The following is a 21,247-nucleotide window of genomic DNA, read 5'->3' on the forward strand; positions in this document are numbered from 1 at the left end:
CGGCGCTCAGCCTAGAGCGCGGACAATGCCGGCCCTTCCGGCTTGCCGAGCCAGGTATTCGCAAAGCGCTGCCGGGCCGCGGCCAGCGCGGCGCCGTCGCCACGCACCCGGTAGACCTCCATCAGCCCGCGCAGGGCCCAGCCGTTGCTCGGGGTGCGCGCCAGCGAGGCGCGGAAGACCTCTTCGGCCTGGTCTTGCTGGCCGGCGCGCAGCAGGGCCACGCCGAGCGACTGGCGTACCGGGTAATACCAGTAGGGCGGTTCCATGTAGGGCAAGGCGTCCTGGATCGCGACGGCTTCGCGGTAGGAGGCGATGGCCTGCGCCAGCCTGCCCTGGCGGTCGGCGATGCGCCCGCGCGCCACCGCCCTGGCGGTCTGGACGATTTCGCGTCCCGGTATGGCCCAGTCGGTGAGCGGCTTGAAGTCGCCGCTGCGCTCGATGCGTTCGATGGCGGCCACTTCGCGGTTCGCGGCCTCGAGATCGCCGATGCGCACATGGCCGATGGCGCGCGCGTAATGCCACATCGCCCTGACCAGCACGAACTGGGGACCAGGGTCGGGCAGCGCCAGCAGCACCTCAGGGCTGCTGAACTGGACGTGGGCGAAATACGGCGCGGCCTTGACCGGTTGCAGCGCGCCGATGGCCGCCACCGTATCGGCCCCGACCGCCCGGTCGAGCTTGCCTGCGGCATCGAGGGTGGTCTTGCCGTTGCCGCCCATCAGGGCCGACACCATCACGAAGTGGATATTGTGCGGGTAGTAGGCGCCGCGGTAGACGGGATCGCTGGGCGAGCTGGCGAAGTATTTTTCGTCGACGGCGACCGCTTCCACATTCGACTGCAGCGCTTCCCGGTACATGCCGAGGCGGTAATAGATGTGGGAAGGCATGTGCACGATATGCCCGGCGCCGGGGATCTGGCGCGCCAGCACGCGCGCGGCGCCCAGGGCCTTGTCGGGGTGGGCGGAAGCCTCCATCGTGTGGATGTAATAGTGGGCGGCGCCGGGATGGCCGGGGTTGCGTTCGAGGACGCGCTCGAGCGCATCGACCGTCTCGGCCGTGCGGTGCTTGGGCTGGGTGCCGGCGGCGGCCCAGTAATCCCAGGGCGCCAGGTCCATCAGCGCTTCGGCGAACAGGACCTGGATGGTGTCGTCGTTGGGGTGCGCCCGCGCCGCCGCGGCCATGGCGTCGGCATAGGCCCGGTCCAGCGCGGCCCGCTTTTCACCCGATACGGCGCCCGGGTCGGCACTGTAGCGGCGCGCCACGGCGCGGATCAGGGCCTGCTCGGCAGGGGTGGCGTTTTTTGCCAGGCGCATTGCCTGCGCCGCGGCCCGGACGGCCGGCGCGACTGCCTCGGGGAACATCGGCGCATTGATGTTGGGGCCCAGTACCAGGGCTTCGCCCCAGTAACACATGGCGCAGCCGGCATCGACGCCTTGCGCGGCGCGGAAGGCGCGCGCCGCTTCGGCGTGGTTGAAGGCGAAGCTCAGGCGCATGCCCTGGTCGAAATAGGCCTGCGCTTTTGGGTTACGCGTCGTGATCGGCACGTGCAGGGTGCCGAGGTCGCCATACAGCGGCGGCGCTCCAGCCTGGTCCGGCGGCGCCTTGGCGGGCGCTTGCCGGCCTGGCTGGAAGGGCCGGGTTTCCGCCTGCGCCAGCACCAGGGTGTCCAGCAGCGGCGGGCGTCCGGCCCGCGCCGGCGAACATGCGGCGCCGGGGGCGAACAGGGGATCGAAGGCGAGGGGCTGGCGCCCGGCTTGCGAGAGGGGTGCGGCAACCAGGACGGACGCCGCACCGGCGGCGGCGCACAGCAGTACGAAACGTGGTGTCATGATGCTTTCCTCCGGCCTTCCTGCTTGCTGGGTGATACAGGCATTGTCATTAGAGTACAGCGAAAGCTTCCAAGTTTCGCGCTCTGTCGTCCGGCTTGCGCGAGGCCAGAATTGTTGGCGATTTCGGGGGTGCGCAATTGCTGCCGCCCCTGGCGGGATAGCGAAACTCGCTCAGCCCGATTCACCGGTGGTAAGCTATTCATGTTGTCACTTCAACCTGAAGGAAAGTTATGAAACCGCTGTTCTCCTCCGACGAAGAAGCGAACGCATCGGCCGCGCAGCCTGTTACGGCACCGTCCGCCTTGCCGCCGCTGTTCAGTTCCGCTCCCGCCCTCGATGCGCTGCCGGCATTGCGTCCGGAGGCGAGCCCGGTTCCGCAGCAGCGGGTCGATATTTCCGGCATCGACGACAAGGCCATCGAGTCCCTGGGCGGCAATACCGGCACGGGCGTGGCCAAGGTGTCGGCCAAGCTGCTCGGCACGGTGCGTGCCTCGGATGCGGATGTGTTCGGCACCCAGCTGAACGAACTGATCGCCACTTCAAAGGGGCTGGACCCGGCCAAGCTGCGTTCCGGCGGCCTGATGTCGCGCGTGACGAACATGTTCGGCTCGGTCAAGGAAAAGATGCTGTCGCAGTACCAGGTGGTCGAATCGCGGATGGACACCCTGGTCGCGGAAATGACGCGCCACGCCAACGTGCACCGCAGCCGCATCCAGGACTTCGACGAGATGTACAAGGGCCTGGAAATTTATTACCAGGGCCTGGATGCCGACGTGAAGAAGGGCGAAGCCTGGGCCGAGCAGCTACGCCTCGCCGTTGCCCAGCAAGCGGCGCCCGTGAATGCCTTCGAGGCTCAGCAGGCCACTGAACTCAAGCGCCGCCTGGAACGCCTGGAAAAACGCATCGACGATTTGCGCCGCGCCATGCTGATGGCCACGCAGATGGTGCCGCAGATCCGCCTGTCCCAGGACAATGCCAGGGCCTTGACCGACACCTTCACGGACATCGTCAACGTCTCGATTCCGGCCTGGCGCAACGTGTTCTCGCTGTATTTGCTGCAGCTGGAAGCCAAGCAGAGCGCGGCGGTGGCGAATGCCGCCTACGACGCCACCGACGCGGCCTTCCGCGCCCAGGCCGACATGCTGCTGGAAAATACCGAGACCGTGGCCCGCACCAAGCAGCGTTCCCTGGTCAGCCTGGAAACCGCCCAGCACGTCCAGACCCAGCTGGTGAGCGCTTTCGACAAGCTCGAGCAGATCTCGAACGAAGGCCAGCAGCGCCGCCGCGACGAGCTGCCGAAACTGCAGGAACTCGAGCGCGAGCTGATTGCGCGCTTTTCCGCGAGCGCGCCGTCTGCCGCGGCGTAATCCACCACTCACGCTCAATTCACACGTAAAGGAAAGTCCATGTCGACGATGCTCGAAACCGGCCACCGCATCAACCTCGAAAAGACCGCGCCGGGCTTGAAGCGGGTGCGTATCGGCCTCGGATGGAAAGTCAATGCGGCCGAAGGCCAGGCCTTCGACCTCGACTCGTCGGTGTTTCTCTGCAAGAAAGATGCCGACGACCACCCGGTCATGATCAGCAACGCCCACTTCGTCTATTACAACCAGACCACCTCCCCGGACGGCGCCGTCGTGCACTCGGGCGACAACCGCACCGGCGACAAGGATGGCGACGACGAAGTCATCACCGTCGACCTCTCCAGGGTCGACGCGGCCGTCATGGAAATGCCGATCGTGGTCACCATCCACGACGCCGAGGCGCGCAAGCAGACCTTCGGCCGCGTCACCGACGCCTACGTCAAGGTCTACAACGACGAGACCGGCGCCGTGCTGGCCCAGTACGACCTCGACGAAGACTATGCGGACAAGACGGCGCTGCAGTTCGGCTCGCTGTACCGCAAGGATGGCGAGTGGCGCTTCCAGGCCGTCGGCGCCGGCTTCAAGCTGAACCTGGCGACTTTCATCCGCAAGCTCGGCGGCACCGTCTGAACAGCGCCACGCGCGCGGCCGCGCGCTGCCAATGACACACCAGATGCCCAAGCCTTTCGATTTCGGCGCCGAGCAGGAGCCGCTTCCCGAGCCGGCCAGCCCTTCGGCTGTGCCGCGGGCCTTCGATTTCGACGCGCTCCCGGCAGCGCCGCCATCGTCCAGCCCGGCCCCGGTGGCGCGCGCCTTGTTCGAAAGCGAGGACCATCCGGCGGTGCGCGACGCCCTGGCGATCGCGCGCGCCGAGTATCCGGTCTTGTGCGCGCACGCCGAGGGCCGGCTGGCGGCGCTGTTTCGCCGCATCCTGCCGGTCAGGCTGTCGTTGGTGGCGCAGTGGGCGGAAGCGCCCTTGATGCAGCAGGCCACGCTGCTCCAGCCCGTTACCGAGCTGGTGCTGAAGTTCGCGCAGATGGCCGTCCCGGCGCTGCTCGATGATGCACTCGAGAGCACCAGGACCCCGAGCGGCGTATTGAGCAAGCTGTTTCGCCGCCCGACACCGCCGGCCCTGTACAAACCCGCGCTGACCTCAAGCCGCGCGCAGCTCCTGCAACTCATGGCCGACAGCGAGGTCGCCATGCGCAACCTGGAGGAGTCGGCCATGAACCTGAACCTGCACCTCGCCGCCCTGGTCGTGGTGTCGAAGCTGGCCGGCGGCGCTCTCGACGACACCCTGGCCGACGCCCTCGTGCAGCGCCGCACGCTGCTCCAGCAAGCGGTGCGCCAGGCGGAGCTGTCGATGCTGCAGATGGGCCAGGTACGCCAGCAAGCCGCCGACCTGATCGGCCAGATCACTTCCTTCCTGACGGTCACCTTGCCCGCGCTCGAGATGGCGCAGGCCCAGACCCAGGGTAATTAGCATCCTCAAACCCGACATCATCCAAAGGAACCGGCATGACAAACGAATTCAAGGTTGGCGACAAGGTGGAATGGCATTCGTCCCAGGGAACCGTCACGGGCGTCGTCAAGAAGAAGCTGACTTCGCCCATCGAGATCAAGGGCCATCATGTCGCGGCCTCGAAAGACAATCCCGAGTACCTGGTTGCCAGCGACAAGACCGGTGCGGAGGCGGCGCACAAGCCGGACGCGCTAAAGAAAATCTAAGCTTCTTGTCCCGCCGGCCTGGCGCTGCGGCGGCAGCGCTCCGAGCAATATTTCACTTGCTCCCAGTCGCGCTCCCATTTTTTGCGCCAGCTGAAAGGCAGCCCGCAATGCGCGCAAATCTTGGTGGGCAGCTCGGATTTCTTGCGCATTTTCATCGTGTGACTCTGCCCGAAAATGAGAAACGCCACCGCCCGTCTGTCGGGAGGTGGCGTTTCGGCTTGCCTGCGATGCGTTTGCCCACGCGTTCGCAAATGAGGCTTAACTTACTTGCTTACTTCGGCATGATCACCGAGTCGATGACGTGGATCACGCCGTTGTCGGCCGCGATGTCGGTCTTGACGACTTTGGCTTTGTCGATCATCACATTCTTGCCCTTCATGGCGACCATGAACGAACTGCCTTCGACGGTCTTGACACTGCCCGGCTTGACGTCGGCGGCCATCACGCTGCCTGGCACGACGTGATAGGTCAGCACCTTGGTCAGGGCTGCCTTGTCTTTCAGCAGCGCGTCGAGCTTGGCTTTCGGGATTTTCGCGAAGGCGGCGTCGGTCGGTGCGAAAACGGTGAACGGGCCTGGGCCCTTCAGCGTATCGACTAGTCCGGCTGCCTGCACTGCCGCGATCAGGGTATTGAAGCTGCCAGCCGCTTTGGCGGTGTCCACGATGTCGGCGGCCGATGCGGAACCGATTGCAAACGCGAGGGGAAGGGCGAGCAAGATTTTTTTCATGGAAGGCTCCTGTTGGTGGTGTGGCAGTCCGTTGTGAACTGGCCTGGACACAATTTAATTTGTATTCGGTGGTTTGTCCAAGGATTGTCGCATTATAATGAGACTTTGCTGGGACAATAATGGGACGGAGCCAATGACTACCTCGACGCCAATGGAACAAGACCGCATCACCTATCGTAGTGGCGCCGCAGCGCGGCTGGCCGGCTTGCCGGTGGAAACGCTGCGCATCTGGGAGCGCCGCTACAACCTGTCCGACGCCGAGCGCTCGGAGCGCGGACAGCGCCTGTATTCGGCGGAGCAGGTGACGCGCCTGGGACTGCTCAAGCAGCTGGTCGACCAGGGGCATGCGATCGGCGTGCTGGCCGGCCTGTCGCGCGAGCAATTGCAGGCGATGCTCGCCACCGGGGGCGGGGGCGTCAACGCAAGCAGGGGCAGGGTGCCGGTACTGCTGGTCGGCGCCAGCCTGGCGCGGCGCGTGGCGGCCGAGCGCGAGGGGCTCGGACTCGACGTGCGCGCCAGTTGCGCCGGCCTGGGACAAGTCACCGGGGATTGCGAAGTGGGCGAGGCGCAGGTGCTGGTAGTCGAACAGTCCGAAATCGACGACTCGATCCTGCCGCTGCTTGCCGCGGCGCGCGCGGTGTCCGGCGTGGCGGCCGTCGTCGTGCTCTACCGTTTCTGCGCCAGCGCCACCATCCGTGCCTTACGCGCGCAAGGCTGCCTGGTCGCGCGCGTGCCGGCCGACCTCGGCGAGCTGGCGCTGTTGTGCCGCTCGGCGCTGTCCGGACAACGCCTGCCGCGGGTGGAAGCGCAGGCGCCGGCGCCGGCGGTCGCGCCGCCCCGTTTCGACGAAGAATCGCTGGCGGCCATGTCGGCCGCGAGCAAGCGCCTGGCCTGCGAATGCCCGCGCCACCTGTCGGACCTGTTGATGATGCTGTTCAGTTTCGAGCGCTACAGTGCCAGCTGCGCCCACCGCAATCCCGAGGATGCGCGCCTGCATGCCCAGCTCGAGGACGCGGCCGGACAGGCGCGCATGGTGCTGGAAGAAGCACTGGAGAAGCTTGCCCTGGCCGAAGGGCTGCCGCTGCCCTGGAAGCAGAACTGAGGCTGAAGCGAACCGGCAACATCGAGGCGATTACTATACGGTGTAGTCGATCGAACTCATGTGTGCTTCGCCCATGCGGTCACCAAAGACCGGGTATTTGCCGAGCTTCGTATCGATCTCGAGGACATCGGCAGGCGTCAAGCGCAGGCGCCGGGCGCCGAGATTTTCAAGCAGGTGTGCCTCGCTGCGGGTGCCGGGGATCGGCACGATATTCGGTCCCTTCGCCAGCAGCCAGGCCAGGGCGACCTGCGCCGGCGTTGCCCCCTTGTGTGCGGCATACCGTTTGAGCCATTCGACGATCGGCATATTCTGCTTCAAGAATTGTTTCGAGAAGCGCGGGAAGCCGGCGCGAAAATCGGTCTTCGCGTCGAACCTGGTGTTGGTATCGATCGTGCCGCTCAGGAAGCCCGCACCGAGCGGCGACCAGGGCACGAAGCCGATGCCCAGTTCATTGCAGGTTGCCAGGACGCCGTTGAGTTCGACGTTGCGTGTCCATAGCGAGTACTCCGATTGCACGGCTGATACCGGCTGAACGGCATGCGCGCGGCGAATGCTGCGGGCACTGGCTTCGGACAGGCCCCAATGCAGCACCTTGCCCTGCTTGATCAAGTCCTTCAGTACACCGGCAACTTCTTCAATCGGCACCGCCGGATCCACGCGGTGCTGGTAATACAGGTCGAGGTAGTCGGTTTTCAGCCGTTGAAGTGATTGCTCGACCACTTTGCGGATATGTTCCGGGCGGCTGTTCAAGGCAATCGTGCCGTCGATCGCGAAACCGAACTTGGTTGCAATCTGTACCTTGTCTCGAAACGGCGCGAGCGCTTCACCGACGAATTCCTCGCTGGTATAAGGCCCGTAGACTTCAGCGGTATCGAAGAAGGTCACGCCGCTCTCGACGGCCTTGCGGATCACTTTGACAGCCTGTTCCTTCGAGACCGGCGCGTTGTAATTTCCGGCGAAGTTCATGCAGCCCAGGCCGATTCCCGCCACTTTCATTTTTCCCAAACTGCGTTGTTGCATGAAATTCCCTTGAACGTCCTGTTTTCCTGGTGCCTGCGCCGCACTCGCGCCAGGCAATGCGCCAAGCGCCGTGGCCGCGCCGAGCAGCGCCGAATGCTTGATGAAACCGCGCCGTCCTGTGCTTTCAAATAGGTGATTGCCGTCACTTGCCATGCTCATCTCCTTGCGTGTTGATGGTGAAGCAGGGACTTTAGCAGCGCGCACTGCATATGATTAGATGCGATAATCGTCTTGCGCTTATAGGCAGGGGTTATGAATGAGTAAGGAGAGCATGGATGACCTGGTTGCGTTCACCGTAGTCGCGACCCAACAGAGCTTTACGCGGGCAGCCGCGCAGCTCGGGATTTCCCAACCGGCCTTGAGTGCCAAGATCACGGCCCTGGAAGGCAGGCTCGGTGTGCGCTTGTTGACACGTTCGACGCGCAGCGTCTCGACCACCGAGGCGGGCGAACGGCTATTCACATCGATCGGGCCGCATTTCGACGGTATCGCGTCCGGGCTGGCTGAGCTAAGCGCGCTGCGCGACAAGCCTGCGGGAAGCCTGCGCATCAGTTCGGTCGAACATGCCTCGCAGACGATCCTGTTGCCGGCATTGGCGGCCTTGCTCCCCGACTATCCCGACATTTCCGTCGAGATCATCAATGACTACAGTCTCGCCGACATCGTGGCGCAGCGATTCGATGCAGGGGTACGCCTTGGCGAACAGGTCGCGCAAGACATGATCGCCGTGCGCATCGGTCCGGATTTCACACAATGCGTGGTCGGGACGCCCGAGTACATCAAAAGGTATGGCAAGCCCCACACGCCGCACGAGCTGAACGCGCATCGTTGCATTGGCCTGCGCCTGCCGACCTCGGGAGGCGTCTGGTCGTGGCCCTTCGAAAAAGACGGGCGCGAACTGAAGGTGAGACCCGGTGCCCAACTCGCGTTCAACACAATCACATTGCAGCTTGACAGCGCCCTGGCGGGATTGGGACTGGCCTATTTGCCTGAAGATGTAGTGGCGGAGCACCTGGCGGCGGGACGGCTGGTGCGGGTGTTGGCAGACTGGTCGGCTCCGATGTCGGGCTACCACCTCTACTATCCAAGCCGACGCCAGCCGACGCCGGCATTTTCCTTGCTGGTCAAGATGCTTGGCCAAAAAATGGCCAAGTCAGCGATGCGCGACGTTTGAGACTGTTAAAATTTGCGGCACCTCACAGCGATCTTCACAGGAGTACACAAATCCTAGGCTTTTTAATGACAGCGGCGCTACGTGCGCCCAAGCTGGCGCTCGCCGTGGCCTTCATCGGGCTCCTTATTCTGGCGAGCACCATGACTTACGCCGGTTACCTGGTCGTCGGGGTTCTGGGCGATTATCTCGGCACAGGCCGCGTGATGGCAGGCCTGTTGCTTGGCGCCCTGTTTGCACGCTTTCCCTTGATACGCAATCGCAAGCTGCGCATTGTCGGGCTCTTGCCCAAACCGCTGCGCCGGCCGCTCATCCTGGGCATCCTTGCCCTGTGCACCTTGCACTTCCTGTGGCAAGTCGACTACGTGCCCGCGGCATTCACCGGGTTTGCGACCATGTTTGTCCTGACCTGGCCCTGGTTGAGGCGGGCGATGTTCGGCCGCATCTCGTCATCCGTCCTCAAGTTCTTTGGACGCACCCCTTCCAGGCGCGGCGACCCCACGGTGATCGATGCTGAATTCAGGGAAAAGAAAGAATGAGTAAATTTTTGATCTCCTTCCCTGCGAGTGCGATGACTGTTCCTGCCGCTGAAATGGCGGCGGTCGGTGATGCCTCGCGTGAAGTCATTCGGCAAGCAAAGGCTGCCGGGATCTACGTCTTTGGCGGGGGTATCAACAGTGAAGTGGCGTCGGTAAAGGTTGCTGCAAACGGCAGCTGCAGCACCGAAACCTACCCCCAGACGAGCGAGTTCGATGGAGGTTTTTGCGTGCTCGAACTGCCTTCGAGGGAGGAAGCCGTGCAATGGGCAGCACGGCTCGCCGCAGCCTGCCGCTGTGAGCAGGAGCTTCGCGAATTCTTTTACGACCCCGAGAGCTGAGCGGGCTTACTTGTGCGACGTGGCGACGAGCTTGCCAACATCCAGGCCCTGTGCCGCGAGCCGGCCTAGCAGCGCGTCGTAGCTGGCCTTGGCCACCTTCGGTGTGCGTGCCAGGATCCACAGGTATTCGCCCTTGCTGTCGCTGACCGCGGCGAGCTGGTAGTTCGGGTCGAGGTCGATGACCCAGTAGTCACCCCATACCATGGGAATGAAGGACAGGAAGGCCGGTGCAAAGCGCACTTCGAGCTTGGGCGAGCCCGCACCGCCAAGCTGGCGTGCGGCGCCCTCTGCACTTTTGTCCGATCCATCGGCCTGGCGACAGCGGTTTACCACTTTCAATTCCCCGTCCGGCAAAACAGAATAGGTGGCGCTCGTATCGCTGACGCAGTCGCGCTGGAATCTGTTGGGAAACTTCGCAATCTCATACCATTTTCCCATGTAGCGTGGCACATCCAGCGATGCGATCGTGGCGAGCGGGCGCCTCGTTCCGGCGTCTTGCGCCTGTGCCGGCATGGCGTGGATGGCGACCAGCGCCAGTAAAAGGGAAAGGGAAGGGATGGTTTTCATGTGCGCCACTATGGCAGGATTTTCAAGTTGCTGCTCCAGCAGCCCGCCTCAGTTTCGGCGGGCCGAAGCATAACGAAGGTTTTAATCAAGCTATGGTTTAATACATGCTGATCTTGTCTTATCCACAAGCACGCGAAAGGACCAGCCATGAAACGTATTGTCCAAGCATCGCTGATGACCGTAGCACTTACGGCATCGGCACTCGTGATCGCCCAGCCTGCCGGTTACACGGGGCCGTCGAGCAAACCGACCGCCAAGGCCGCCGCGGCGAACCATCCCATGATCAAGGCGAAAGACCTGCTGGCGAAGGGCAAGGATGGCCAGATGGTGCGCGTTCAGGGAAAACTGCTCAAGCACAATGGTGGCGACAACTATGAATTTGCCGATGCCAGCGGCAAGATGAAGGTGGAAATCGACGACAGGCGTTTCCCGGAAGGCGCGCGCATCGACCAGAATACGGTCGTTGAACTGGTGGGCGAGTTCGACAAGAACACCTTCGAGGATTCCGCCCTCGAGGTCACGCAGATGAAGGTTGTGACCAAATAAGGGTGCAATCACGTCGGTGACACAACAAGGCCACCCGAGGGTGGCGTTGTTGTGTCGTAGGTATCAATCCCCTGCCGGTCCTGATCCCTGGCGGACAGGCAGTTTCCAGCCTGGTCGGATGAAATGGCAGGTGTACCCGTTCGGAATGCGCTCCAGATAATTCTGGTGTTCCGGCTCGGCCTCCCAGAAAGGCCCCGCCGCGGCGATCTCGGTAACGGCCTTGCCGGGCCAGAGGCCGGACGCGTCGACATCGGCGATGGTCTGCTCGGCCATGCGCTTTTGTGCCTCATCCAGGTAATAGATGCCGGAGCGATAGCTCATCCCCCTATCATTGCCCTGACGGTCAGGCGTGGTCGGGTCGTGGATCTGGAAGAAGAATTCGAGGATCTGGCGATAGCTGATCTTGTCCGGATCGAACACCAGTTCGAGTGCTTCCGCGTGGGTTCCATGGTTGCGGTAGGTGGCGTTGGGCACGTCGCCGCCGGTGTAGCCGACGCGCGTTGAAAGCACGCCGGGAATACGCCGCAGCAAGTCCTCCATGCCCCAGAAGCAGCCTCCGGCCAGGATGGCGGTTTCAGTGTGAAGTGTCATTGGTTCCCTTTGCTTGAATGAGTAGTGTGCCGACAGAGCCTAGCTGACATGATCAGGCTGTGGACTGTGGCAGCTGCGGACTGAAATAGTGTTCAGGATGGTTTTCATGGCGCTCGTGCGAGAGACCGGCCGCAGCAGTGACGCGCGCGCCGGACAGTGCGCTCAGAATCAGCTGTGCGGTTTCCGCCGGCGCATCCCAGTGCGGAAAATGACCGCAGCGATCGAACCAGTGCAATTGCGCATCCGGGAACAAGGCCAGCGCGCGCTTGGCCTGACGCGGAAAGCAGACCCGGTCACGGCGTCCCCAGCCAATGATGAGTGGATGCGCGATGCTGTTGCGAGGCGCCCCTTGTTGCTCTTCGCCGTAAGCGAGCTGGGCTAGCAGTTCGTCGAAAGCCGTCGAGCCCACATAGCTGCACAATTCATCGCTCACGGTGTCCGGCGCCAGCTTCGTCGGCCGGGCAGAAAATTGCGTCAGCAACAAAGCGCGGCCGAGCGGATTGGCGCAGATTGCCGGCAAGGCCGGGCGCAGCAGCCGCAGCAACCTGATCGACAGGTAGATCGAGCTGAAAAAGGCGTGGCGCTCCCATCCCTGCCAGAAGCCGCCTGGGTTGAGCGCTACCACGCCACCGACGCTCCCACCGCGTCGCGCCAGCTCCATCACCAGCCGCGCACCCATCGAGCTGCCGACTGCATCGATGCCATCCAGGCCCTCGGCGTGGAGAAAGGCGGCGGTCTCATTCGCCAGGGTCCGGATCGAGGTTTCGCCGGCCAGCTTCGGCGTCTGGCCAAAGCCGGGCAGGTCGACTGCAATGACTTCGCGCGTTGTCGCGAGATCGGCCAGGATGGGATTCCAGCTCTGCCAATGGCCGCCAAGGCCATGGATCAGGAGCAAAGGCTTGCCGGTGCCGCAACGGATGTGATGCATGATCGATCCTCTCATCGCACGGACGTGCGTATGCTGCAAGCCTACCCCAGCGGGCACAAGCACCGCGTCCGGCAGGAATTCTCGCGAGGGATGCGTTGTCGGTAATGAACCGGACACAAGGAATGCAGACTTCACAAACAAAAACGCCAACCTGCATGGGTTGGCGTTTTGCTTGCTTATTGTTGGTGGCCCGGGGCGGAATCGAACCACCGACACAAGGATTTTCAATCCTCTGCTCTACCAACTGAGCTACCAGGCCAAGGCGGCGAATTTTAGCATGACTTTACGGGGATCGGTTGCGCCGCTGGCTCAGCCCGCATGCTGCATGCGGCGCCAGCGCGCTGGGGAAGTGAATACCTCACGCTTGAACGCGCGCGCGAAGGCCGCCTCGGATTCGTAGCCCACGTCCAGCGCCACCGAGGCCACCGGCGCTCGGCTTGCGCGCAGCATGCCGGCGGCGGCTTCCATGCGCCAGCGCGCCAGGTATTGCATCGGGGGCTGGCCCAGCAGGCGCAGGAAGCGCGCGCAGAACACCGAGCGCGACAAGGCTGCCGCGCGCGCCAGGTCGTCGATCGTCCAGGGGCGGGCAGGGGAGCGGTGGATCAGGGCCAGGGCGCGTCCGACCTGCGGGTCGCGCAGCCCGGCCAGCCAGCCGGTGCTGTTGGCGGGCAGCTGTTCGAGGTAGCGCCGCAGGGCGTCGATGAACATGGTTTCGCTGGCGCGCTCGAGCAGCGCGGCGGCGCCCGGCAGGCCGCGGTCGGCGCGCAGCGCCAGTGCGCCGATGTCGGCGTGGGCGCTACTGCTCCCTGCCGGCAAGTGCAGCAACCTGGGCAGGGCGTCGAGCAGCAGATTGAAGGGATGGCGGTCGCAGCTGAGGAAGCCGCACACCAGCTCGTTGTCGGCCGGCGTTGCATGTTCGCCCCAGGTGAATTCGTATTGCGAGTGGAACACGACCGGGATCGGCTTCGGCGCGTGGCGGGTGGCTGCCAGCCACTGCGGATCGATCCGTGCCGGCTGCTGGTCCGGGTCGCTCGAGAGCACGTGGCCGTCGCCGTGCGGCAGGATGACGACGTCGCCGGCGCGCAGCGGCACCGGCGCCAGCCCCGCGACCCTGGCCCAGCCGGCGCCCTTGGCCAGCACGTGGTATTCCATGACGTGCTCGGCGTCGGGAAACAGCAGGCGGCCGAGTTCGTGCATCGGCGGCGCCTCCACCGACCAGACCGCAGGGAAGCCGATCTGGTAGAAGACGGCGCCGCGCAGGCGTACCGGGCGCAGCACGTCGGAGAGGGTATCGGTCTGCATGGCGGCAGGACGCGCGGGCAAAAGGGGCCGACGCGCGGTCAAGTCGGCGTCCCTTCGTCGCACGATACTGGAATATTGGAGATCGAAGATGGAGGATGCCACCATGGACAAATCAACGCAATCGACTTCTTCCGTGACAGCCCGTCCCGCCGGCGCGCCGGACTACGCTGCCATCAAGGGGCGCCAGCAGGCGGCCTGGGCCAGCGGCGATTTCGCCGTCATCGGCGTGACCTTGCAGATTGTCGGCGAAACGCTGGCTGAAGCGGCCGATATCCGCGCCGGCGAAACCGTGCTGGACGTTGCCGCCGGCAACGGCAACGCGACGCTGGCCGCGGCGCGCCGCTTCGCCCGCGTTACCTCGACCGACTATGTGCCGGCGCTGCTCGACAAGGGCCGCCTGCGCGCCGCCGCCGAAGGGCTGGGCGTGGAATTCCGGGTTGCCGATGCCGAAGACCTGCCGTTCCGGGCCGGCGCCTTCGACGTCGCCCTGTCGACCTATGGCGTGATGTTTGCCCCTGACCATGTCCGCTCATCCGGCGAGCTGCTGCGCGTGGTGCGCGATGGCGGGCGTATTGGCCTGGCAAGCTGGACGCCCGACAGTTTCATCGGCCAGCTGTTTAAAACCATCGGCAAGTATGTGCCGCCGCCGGCGGGGGTGACGTCGCCGCTGCTGTGGGGGACCGAAGCCTACCTGGGCGAATTGTTCGGCGACGCCGCCGCCGACATCCGCACCAACCGCCGCGTGTTTCTGATGCGCTATGCCTCGCCCGCGCACTGGGTGCAGATCTTCCGCGACTATTACGGCCCGGTGTACAAGGCATTCGGCGCGCTCGACATCGATGGCCAGGCCGCGCTCGAACAGGACATCCTGGCGCTGCTCGAGCGTTTCAACACCGCCGGCAAGGCATCGCTCGTGGTGCCGTCAGAATATCTGGAGGCGGTGATCGTGAAACGCAGCGCTTGAGGCCTTAAGTTGCGATTCCGGCTGCAGCCGCGCCCAGGCCAGCCAGCCACGGCTGCAGTCCCTGGATCGCTTCTTCCTTGAGTTTCGCCTCGATCTCGATCCAGGGCGCGCGGGCGTAGGCGGCCGGCATGGTGTCGATCAGGTCGGCATGCTGCCGGTCGTTGAAGCCGGCCCGTCCGTTCGAGATGTGCACCAGCTGGTGTTCGGGCACGGCCCAGGTGGCGCGCGCCTTCTCGAACATGGCGTCGACGCTCGGGTCGTCGTAACTGTCCAGCTTTTCGTGGACGATGTGGTGGTGGGCATCGAATACCATCGGTACGCCGCTTTTCATGCAGATGGCATAAATCTCTTCGGCACTGTAGGCGTACTCGTCGTTTTCGAGGCCGAGGCGGCAGCGGATCGCGTCCGGCAGGGCCGCGATGACCTTGACCAGCGCATCGGCCCGATCCGATTTGCCGCCGTGAATTTCCAGCAGCGCCCACGGCGAGCGCGGCTGCTCCAGCAAGTCCATGATGTCGGCGTGCATCTGCAGGATGCGGATGCTGTTCTCGACCACGCTCGGAGAATCCGAACTGAGCACGACGAACTGGTCGGGATGCATTACCAGCCGGATGCCGGCCTCCAGCGCACGCCGCCCAGAGCGCGCCAGCATCGGCGCCAGCGTCTGCAACACCTCCAGGCCTTCGGCGGTGTCGGCGAACGGAAAGATCGAGGAAGGGATGCGATAGAGCCTGATACCGGCATCGAGGCAATAGCGCAGGCCGCTGTCGAAGGTCTGGAGGTTGTCCCGAAAAATGTCTTCCAGGATGGTGCGCTGGGCGTCAGGCGCCTGCGCATGCAGGCGCGTGCGCGTGACGGTGCGGTAGCGGATGTCTTTCGAGGCGGTGATGCAGACCAGGCCGAGCTTGGGCATAAGGGGATCTCGTAAGGTGATGATCCCAGTATATGTCTTCGCGCGCGAGGCGAGAGCGCGCTAGCGGCCAGCCTGGCCCCTTTCAGGCGACGCCGGCTTCGGCCCCGCCCCATGCGTGCCCGTGCGGACTCTGGCCGAGTTGTTCGAGCACCTGGGCCAGCGGCGCCGGCCGCGCGAACAGATAGCCCTGCATGTGCGGCGCGCCGTTGGCCGCCAGGAAGGCGGCCTGCTCGCGGGTCTCGACGCCTTCGGCCACCACCCGCAGGCGCAGGTGGGCGGCCATCGCCATGATCGAGCAGACGATCGCGGTGCCGTCGGGGTCGCCTGGTGTGTCGCGAATAAAACTCCTGTCGATTTTCAGTTCGTACAGCGGCATGCGCTTCAGGTAGGCCAGGTTCGAGTAGCCGGTGCCGAAATCGTCGATCGAGAAACGCAGTCCGAGCGCGGCCAGTTCCTGCATGCGCGCAATGGTGACGTCGCCGTTGCCGACGACCAGGCCTTCGGTCACCTCCAGGATAATCTGGCCCGGCGGCACCTTGTACTGCGCGAGCACGCGCTGGACCGCGGCGACGAAATCGGGTTGCCGGAATTGCGAGGGGCTGACGTTGACCGACAGCGGCATCGGGTGACCGGCGGCGTCGAGTTGCAGCCAGGTGAGGCAAGCCTGGCGCAGGGCCCACTGGCCGATCGGGCCGATCAGGCCGGTGGCTTCGGCCACCGGAATGAAGACGTCAGGCGGCACCATGCGTCCGTCGCCGCGGCGCCAGCGCATCAGCAGTTCGGCGCCGGCAGGGCGGGCGTCGGCATCGAACTGGAGTTGCACGTGCATGGACAGCTCGCCACGTTCGAGCGCGCGCGCCAGGGCCCGTTCCAGCGTCAGGCGTTCTTCCACCTCGGCGCGCATGGTTTTCTCGAACAGGGCCACGCCGTTGCGCCCGCCCGCCTTGGCGCGGTACATCGCGGTGTCGGCTTCGCGCAGCAGGTCGGCGGCGCTTTGTTCCGGATGCGCGATCAGCGCGACGCCGACGCTGGCCGAGCTGCTGTAAGGGTTGCCATCGATATCCATCTCGCGCGACAAGGCTGCGCACATCTCGTGCGCCCTGGCCAGGGCGGCGGCGGCCACTTCGGCCTCGCCCCCTTCCAGCCGGCCCAGCAGCACGACGAATTCGTCGCCGCCGATGCGCGCCACCATGTCGCCATCCCCTGCCAGGCTGGAGAGGCGCTGCGCCGCGTGCCTGAGCAAGCCGTCGCCGGTGGCATGGCCGCGCGCATCGTTGACGTACTTGAAGTGGTCGAGGTCGATGAACAGGAGCGCGCCACCCATGCCCGCCCGGTCCGAGCGGCGGGTATCGCGCCCCGGCTTCAGGCGCTCCTCGAGCCGCTCCATGAGGAGACGCCGGTTCGGCAGCCCGGTGAGGACATCGTAATGAGCCAGCCGATGGATGGCGGTGGCCGCTTTCCTGCGCTCGTCGATGTCGCGGGCGACGATGACCCAGTGGGTATGCGTGCCTTCCTCGTCGCGGAAGGGAACGACGTCCATTTCGATCCAGTAGCGTTCCCCCGATTTGGTCGACACCTGAAGTTCCGCCGACGTGCCTTCGCCGCGCGCCATGGCGTCGATCACGTGCGCTACCTGGGCCGGATCGCTTTCCGACGCGATGAAGCCGGTGAAACTCTGGCCGAGCAGTTCTTCGCGCGTAAAACCGGTGCGGCGAATGAAGGCGTCGTTGGCGAAAATGATCGGCTGGCGCCCGTCCGGGTCACCGTCGGCGTCGACGGCATGCGCGATCAGCACCTTGTCGTTGAGCTGGGCCAGCGCGGCGGCGCTCAGGCGCAAGTTGGCGTTCACGGCGTGCAGGGCATCCTTGCCTTCTTCGAGCGAGGCCGCGAACAGGCGCAGCGCGGCCAGCGACTGCGCCAGCCGGTCGAGCAGCGTCCCGCAAGACACGGTGATCAAGGCGCCGACAAACAGGAAGTTCAGCGTGGCCAGGATCGCCGCCACGGTGGCGCTTTCGGAAAAACCGGGGACGTCGAGCGGCGCCAGGCCGGTGAGGCCGAGCACCAGCATGGCCAAGGCGCTGATCGACAGCGCCGCCAGGGCAGGGCGCATCCCCAGCAGCAGCGAAGCGAACACGGGCGGCGCGATCAGGAAAATCTGGGCAACATGCCCGACGTTGGCCATCAGGCCGATCGAGGTAAAGAAAACGATTGCAATGAAGTTCAGCACCCGCGCCGAATGGGACAGGCCCGTCAGCTGCCGCACGCCGACCAGCCAGGCGAGCGAGAAGAGAATAACGCCGATCATCGGCCATATCTTCTCGCGCACCGCGATGACGATGCAGGGCACGGCGGTCACCAGGCCCAGTACGAGAACGATCGTGATCAGGCGAGAAAAGATCTGGCTGCGCCAGTGTGCGATGTCGGTAGGGGAAGTCACGTTTGCCTTGGAGACACGAGCAAGCGCCGATGAGAGTGGCAGTGTTACTTGCTGGAGCGCAACAGTTTAGCTGAGGTGGCAACCGTTTGTCACTGAATCGTGAACAGGTGTTGCGAAACTACAGCGCCAGGCAATGCTGGAACGGGGACCGCCATGTTTGTTATGCTGGCGCCTGCGTCGTGCCGCCGCGCGCCGCGACAAGCCCACCCACAGGAGCGCCGAGCATGGCATCGTTGCAAGATCAGTTTTTAAAGGCCGGCCTGGTCAACAAGAACAAGGCAAAACAACTTCAGCAGGACAAGACCAAGCAGCAAAAGATCGAGCGCCGCACCGGCACGCAAACGGTCGACGAGGCCAAGCTGGCTGCCGCCGAACTGCAGCGCAAGAATGCCGAGCGCGCACGCGAACTGAACGCCCAGCGCGACGCCGCCGCGCAGCAGAAAGCGATCATGGCGCAAATCGTGCAGCTGGTGCAGAAGAACCGCCAGAACAAGGGCAATGGTGACGTCGCCTACAACTTCACGCACGGCGCGAAGATCGAGCGGATTTATGTGTCGAACGCGGTGCAGGCGCACCTGATGGCGGGGCGCCTGGTGATCGTGCGCCTGGGTGAGGGCACCGAGCTGGTGCCGCGCGTGATTGCCGACAAGATTTCCGAACGCGATGCGTCGCTAGTGGTGCGGGTCAAGAAGACCGCGGCCGTGATCGAGGAGGACGATCCGTACGCGGCCTTCCAGATTCCCGACGATCTGATGTGGTAAGCGGTGTCAATGGTGGAGCGGCGCCCCGGCGCCGGCTCCCTGTCCGGGCTGGTCAGGACGGAAGGCCCGTTCGCCGGCGGCCGTGTCGTGGTAGCTCTCGAAGCGGGTGACCTTGCCGTCACGCATGGTGAAGACATGGACCCAGGGGCTGTCGTAGCTGCGCCCCGTGTTCCTGGCCAGCCAGGTGGCTTCGCCGGTGACGACCACTTTGTCGCCTTCGGCGATGAATTCTTTCGGTTCAAAGCGCAAAGCCTGCGCATGTGCGTCGAGCTGTTGGAAAAAGCGGGCAATTTCCGCCTTGCCCGCATGTTTGCCGGCGAATGGAATGTTCTCCGCCTCCGGCTCGATCCAGAGCGCATCCTCGTGATAGCGCTCGAGCAGGCGAGGAATGTCACCTCTCTGGTACAGCTGATAACCTTCGATCACCAGCTGCTTGTTTTGCTGTGCGTCCATGATGGTTCCCCCCGTTTCGGGCCGTCCGCGGCGCGCGCGGATGCGCAGGTCGCAGACGGTCGCTCCCTATAGCCTAGGACGCGATTCGGGGAATGCAAGGTGGGCCGTGGCACAAGCCTTGCCGTGCAGCTCCCGCGCTATTGCTGGCGCTTCTTCTCTTCTTTTTTCACCTTCTTCGCGTCCTTTTTCTCTTTCACGGTTTTCGCGGGTTCTTTCTTGGTTGCCTTCTTGGCGTCCTGGGCTTTGCTCATTGCAGCTCTCCTGTTGGTTTATCGGCACAAGGATTATGCGCCCGGTCGAGGAAACGCGTGCGCACCGGCGCGGCAAGGGAATGCCCACAGGAACACGGCGTTGAAACTTGGTAACTTTTTCGTGTCGACTGTCTTTACAGTTGGGTTGACGATGCGCTGGTGTCAAGCCATCCACGCCCCATGAAACTGTACAGGCACGCTTTATGCAAGGTGCCTGAAACACCCAACCACGTAAAGGAGTCGTCATGAAACGTCTTGTCCTTGGCTTATCGGTCTCGCTGTTATTTCTGGGAGGCGGCGCCGCGCAGGCAGCCATCATGACGTACTCGGCCACCCTGAACGGCACCAACGAAGATCCGTCGAACAATTCCCGGGGTACCGGCCAGACGACCGTCATCATCAACGACGTGGCGAATACGATGACGATCAGCGCGAGCTTTTCGAACCTGACGGGGATGACCACCGCGGCTCACCTGCATTGCTGCACGGCGGTTCCGTTTGCCGGCGTGGCAGGCGTCGCCAGTCCTGTGCCGACCTTTCCGGGCTTCCCGCTCGGCGTCACTGCAGGCAGCTACAGCCGGACCTTCGACCTCTCAAACTCCGCGTCTTACAATCCGGCCTTTGTCACGAACAATGGCAACACCGTGGCAAGCGCACGGCTGGCCTTCCTGGCAGGACTCAATTCCGGCCGCACCTATCTGAACATCCATACGAACGCGTTTCCGGGTGGGGAAATTCGTGGCTTCCTCAATGCGGTTCCCGAGCCGGGCAGTATCGCCTTGTTCGGACTTGGCGCGGCCGGCCTGGCGGGATTGCGGCGCCGGCGCACACAGGCAGCTGCCTGACCGGGCTAAGCGCTCCGGAAACAACAACGCCACCTCGAGGGTGGCGTTGTTGTACCGGCTCCGTTTTATTACGGGGCTGGCTGGGTGACGCTGTTCTTCTGGAGGGTAACGGCAGTCTGGGCCAGCAAGCGTCCGTTGACTGATGCACCAGTTTTTACAGCGACCATTGTCTTGGCCAGCAGCACGCCTTCAAAGTGGGCGGTGGTGCCGATCGACACCGCTCCGGCTGACTGCCAGAAAACGTTCTTGGCCAGTGCGCCGCCGGTCAATGTGACACGGGTTGCGCTGGCCTGGTGGATGCCGCCGGCGACCTGGAAAATCCAGACGTCGTTCGGACCGCCTGCCAGGGTGACGTTGGTCGAGATCTTGACATCGGTACCCCATTTGTACAGGCCCGGCACCAGCGTCTTGCCGCCGATTTCGCCGGAACCGAGTTCGGTAAAGTCAGGACGGACCCGGCCGGCCGCATCGGTGTAGGCCGCTTCCATGTCGCTCACTGCCGAAGTCAGCAGGGTAGCGGCGGTCACGCTGCATGGCAGCGGGCCGGCGGCGTCGACGGTGTAGAGGATGCCCGCAGCAAGCTCGCCACAGGTCAGGCCGATTGCCGCGCCGGTAATCGGGTTGGCGCCAACGTCGCCCGTAATTACTGAGGCATATACATTGGTGATACCGGTTTTGCTCAGGAGCGCAAACGTAGCTGCCGAACCCAGCTTGACCGGCGCCTGAATCTGGGACGAGTCGCCCGCACTGGCGATTCCCGGCGCTACGAGCAGGGCGCTCAGGATCGTTGCCAACAATACGGCGTGCGGCTTGGTCGCGAATCGGTTCATGATTTTTCCTTTGTATGGGTTGCGCATCCCGAGCCTGGTTT

The 21,247-nt window shown here is 64.1% G+C and carries 24 protein-coding genes and 1 tRNA gene; 12 read left to right on the top strand and 13 right to left on the bottom strand.

The genetic code is table 11. The features are described 5' to 3' along the window. Nucleotides 1-11 precede the first annotated feature (11 nt). Nucleotides 12-1,829, bottom strand: a complete 1,818-nt coding sequence (locus AC56KZ_RS17760) for a tetratricopeptide repeat protein (protein ID WP_497163515.1) — start codon at nucleotides 1,827-1,829, stop codon at nucleotides 12-14. Nucleotides 1,830-2,059: 230 nt separating this feature from the next. Here AC56KZ_RS17760 and AC56KZ_RS17765 point away from each other — a divergent pair, with 230 nt between their 5' ends. Genes AC56KZ_RS17765 through AC56KZ_RS17780 form a run of 4 tightly spaced genes read left to right on the top strand, consistent with a single transcriptional unit; the run spans nucleotide 2,060 to nucleotide 4,921 of the window. Next, nucleotides 2,060-3,196 (top strand): toxic anion resistance protein, encoded by a 1,137-nt coding sequence (locus tag AC56KZ_RS17765; RefSeq protein WP_497163516.1) that lies wholly within the window; start codon nucleotides 2,060-2,062, stop codon nucleotides 3,194-3,196. A 39-nt stretch (nucleotides 3,197-3,235) separates the two neighbouring features. After that, entirely contained in the window at nucleotides 3,236-3,823 is a 588-nt protein-coding gene (locus tag AC56KZ_RS17770) for a TerD family protein (RefSeq protein ID WP_497163517.1), read from the top strand. A gap of 43 nt (nucleotides 3,824-3,866) precedes the next feature. Continuing rightward, entirely contained in the window at nucleotides 3,867-4,676 is an 810-nt protein-coding gene (locus AC56KZ_RS17775) for a hypothetical protein (protein ID WP_497163518.1), read from the top strand. 35 nt (nucleotides 4,677-4,711) lie between these two features. Then, nucleotides 4,712-4,921: a hypervirulence associated TUDOR domain-containing protein gene (locus AC56KZ_RS17780; RefSeq protein ID WP_497163519.1), complete on the top strand. Its 210-nt coding sequence runs from the start codon at nucleotides 4,712-4,714 to the stop codon at nucleotides 4,919-4,921. Here the strand turns inward: AC56KZ_RS17780 and AC56KZ_RS17785 are convergent. Continuing rightward, nucleotides 4,918-5,076 (bottom strand): DUF2256 domain-containing protein, encoded by a 159-nt coding sequence (locus tag AC56KZ_RS17785; protein ID WP_497163520.1) that lies wholly within the window; start codon nucleotides 5,074-5,076, stop codon nucleotides 4,918-4,920. The two genes, AC56KZ_RS17780 and AC56KZ_RS17785, sit on opposite strands and share 4 nt — an antisense overlap. 116 nt (nucleotides 5,077-5,192) lie before the next feature. Further along, the gene (locus AC56KZ_RS17790; RefSeq protein ID WP_497163521.1) at nucleotides 5,193-5,648 is read right to left on the bottom strand and encodes a fasciclin domain-containing protein; all 456 of its coding nucleotides are present in this window, start codon (nucleotides 5,646-5,648) and stop codon (nucleotides 5,193-5,195) included. 133 nt (nucleotides 5,649-5,781) lie between these two features. Here AC56KZ_RS17790 and AC56KZ_RS17795 point away from each other — a divergent pair, with 133 nt between their 5' ends. After that, on the top strand, nucleotides 5,782-6,750 hold the full coding sequence (locus AC56KZ_RS17795; protein ID WP_497163522.1) for a MerR family transcriptional regulator: 969 nt from the start codon (nucleotides 5,782-5,784) through the stop codon (nucleotides 6,748-6,750). A 33-nt stretch (nucleotides 6,751-6,783) separates the two neighbouring features. On the opposite strand, the gene AC56KZ_RS17800 is transcribed toward AC56KZ_RS17795, so the two are convergent. Then, a complete protein-coding gene (locus tag AC56KZ_RS17800) occupies nucleotides 6,784-7,923 on the bottom strand; it encodes an aldo/keto reductase (RefSeq protein WP_497163523.1) in 1,140 nt (379 codons plus the stop codon). Nucleotides 7,924-8,041: 118 nt separating this feature from the next. Between AC56KZ_RS17800 and AC56KZ_RS17805 the strand changes: the two genes are divergently transcribed. The 3 genes from AC56KZ_RS17805 to AC56KZ_RS17815 all read left to right on the top strand — a co-directional run bounded on the left by AC56KZ_RS17805 (nucleotide 8,042) and on the right by AC56KZ_RS17815 (nucleotide 9,818). Then, entirely contained in the window at nucleotides 8,042-8,944 is a 903-nt protein-coding gene (locus tag AC56KZ_RS17805; protein ID WP_497163524.1) for a LysR family transcriptional regulator, read from the top strand. 65 nt (nucleotides 8,945-9,009) lie between these two features. After that, complete coding sequence (locus AC56KZ_RS17810) at nucleotides 9,010-9,480, top strand: hypothetical protein (protein WP_497163525.1); 471 nt, start codon at nucleotides 9,010-9,012, stop codon at nucleotides 9,478-9,480. Continuing rightward, complete coding sequence (locus AC56KZ_RS17815) at nucleotides 9,477-9,818, top strand: YciI family protein (RefSeq protein WP_497163526.1); 342 nt, start codon at nucleotides 9,477-9,479, stop codon at nucleotides 9,816-9,818. The genes AC56KZ_RS17810 and AC56KZ_RS17815 overlap by 4 nt, the downstream gene beginning before the upstream one ends. A 6-nt stretch (nucleotides 9,819-9,824) precedes the next feature. Here AC56KZ_RS17815 and AC56KZ_RS17820 read toward each other — a convergent pair whose 3' ends face one another. Continuing rightward, entirely contained in the window at nucleotides 9,825-10,385 is a 561-nt protein-coding gene (locus tag AC56KZ_RS17820; RefSeq protein WP_497163527.1) for a lipocalin family protein, read from the bottom strand. A 147-nt stretch (nucleotides 10,386-10,532) separates the two neighbouring features. Here AC56KZ_RS17820 and AC56KZ_RS17825 point away from each other — a divergent pair, with 147 nt between their 5' ends. After that, nucleotides 10,533-10,931: a NirD/YgiW/YdeI family stress tolerance protein gene (locus AC56KZ_RS17825; RefSeq protein ID WP_497163528.1), complete on the top strand. Its 399-nt coding sequence runs from the start codon at nucleotides 10,533-10,535 to the stop codon at nucleotides 10,929-10,931. Between the two features lie 63 nt (nucleotides 10,932-10,994). Here AC56KZ_RS17825 and msrA read toward each other — a convergent pair whose 3' ends face one another. From msrA to AC56KZ_RS17845, 4 genes are all read right to left on the bottom strand, one after another. Then, nucleotides 10,995-11,522, bottom strand: coding sequence for a peptide-methionine (S)-S-oxide reductase MsrA (msrA, locus tag AC56KZ_RS17830; RefSeq protein WP_497163529.1), 528 nt, complete (start codon nucleotides 11,520-11,522; stop codon nucleotides 10,995-10,997). Between the two features lie 52 nt (nucleotides 11,523-11,574). Then, nucleotides 11,575-12,450 (bottom strand): alpha/beta fold hydrolase, encoded by an 876-nt coding sequence (locus AC56KZ_RS17835; RefSeq protein ID WP_497163530.1) that lies wholly within the window; start codon nucleotides 12,448-12,450, stop codon nucleotides 11,575-11,577. A gap of 183 nt (nucleotides 12,451-12,633) precedes the next feature. After that, nucleotides 12,634-12,709, bottom strand: a tRNA-Phe gene (locus AC56KZ_RS17840). A 50-nt stretch (nucleotides 12,710-12,759) separates the two neighbouring features. Further along, a complete protein-coding gene (locus AC56KZ_RS17845; RefSeq protein WP_497163531.1) occupies nucleotides 12,760-13,752 on the bottom strand; it encodes a cupin domain-containing protein in 993 nt (330 codons plus the stop codon). 103 nt (nucleotides 13,753-13,855) lie between these two features. Here AC56KZ_RS17845 and AC56KZ_RS17850 point away from each other — a divergent pair, with 103 nt between their 5' ends. Further along, a complete protein-coding gene (locus AC56KZ_RS17850; RefSeq protein ID WP_497163532.1) occupies nucleotides 13,856-14,716 on the top strand; it encodes a class I SAM-dependent methyltransferase in 861 nt (286 codons plus the stop codon). A 4-nt stretch (nucleotides 14,717-14,720) separates the two neighbouring features. On the opposite strand, the gene uvsE is transcribed toward AC56KZ_RS17850, so the two are convergent. Both uvsE and AC56KZ_RS17860 read right to left on the bottom strand, forming a co-directional pair. After that, a complete protein-coding gene (uvsE, locus tag AC56KZ_RS17855; RefSeq protein ID WP_497163533.1) occupies nucleotides 14,721-15,629 on the bottom strand; it encodes a UV DNA damage repair endonuclease UvsE in 909 nt (302 codons plus the stop codon). An 82-nt stretch (nucleotides 15,630-15,711) separates the two neighbouring features. Further along, on the bottom strand, nucleotides 15,712-18,066 hold the full coding sequence (locus AC56KZ_RS17860; protein WP_497163534.1) for a putative bifunctional diguanylate cyclase/phosphodiesterase: 2,355 nt from the start codon (nucleotides 18,064-18,066) through the stop codon (nucleotides 15,712-15,714). Between the two features lie 224 nt (nucleotides 18,067-18,290). Here AC56KZ_RS17860 and AC56KZ_RS17865 point away from each other — a divergent pair, with 224 nt between their 5' ends. Then, nucleotides 18,291-18,827, top strand: coding sequence for a DUF2058 domain-containing protein (locus AC56KZ_RS17865; protein WP_497163535.1), 537 nt, complete (start codon nucleotides 18,291-18,293; stop codon nucleotides 18,825-18,827). Nucleotides 18,828-18,833: 6 nt separating this feature from the next. On the opposite strand, the gene AC56KZ_RS17870 is transcribed toward AC56KZ_RS17865, so the two are convergent. Further along, nucleotides 18,834-19,280 carry a nuclear transport factor 2 family protein gene (locus AC56KZ_RS17870; protein WP_497163536.1) on the bottom strand — a complete coding sequence of 149 codons (447 nt, stop codon included), beginning with the start codon at nucleotides 19,278-19,280 and terminating at the stop codon, nucleotides 18,834-18,836. Between the two features lie 496 nt (nucleotides 19,281-19,776). On the opposite strand from AC56KZ_RS17870, the gene AC56KZ_RS17875 reads away from it, so the two are divergent. Continuing rightward, a complete protein-coding gene (locus AC56KZ_RS17875; protein WP_497163537.1) occupies nucleotides 19,777-20,376 on the top strand; it encodes a CHRD domain-containing protein in 600 nt (199 codons plus the stop codon). Between the two features lie 68 nt (nucleotides 20,377-20,444). On the opposite strand, the gene AC56KZ_RS17880 is transcribed toward AC56KZ_RS17875, so the two are convergent. Beyond that, the gene (locus AC56KZ_RS17880; protein WP_497163538.1) at nucleotides 20,445-21,206 is read right to left on the bottom strand and encodes an ice-binding family protein; all 762 of its coding nucleotides are present in this window, start codon (nucleotides 21,204-21,206) and stop codon (nucleotides 20,445-20,447) included. Between the last annotated feature and the right edge of the window lie 41 nt (nucleotides 21,207-21,247).

It is taken from the genome of Telluria sp. LT2P34, assembly GCF_059685915.1.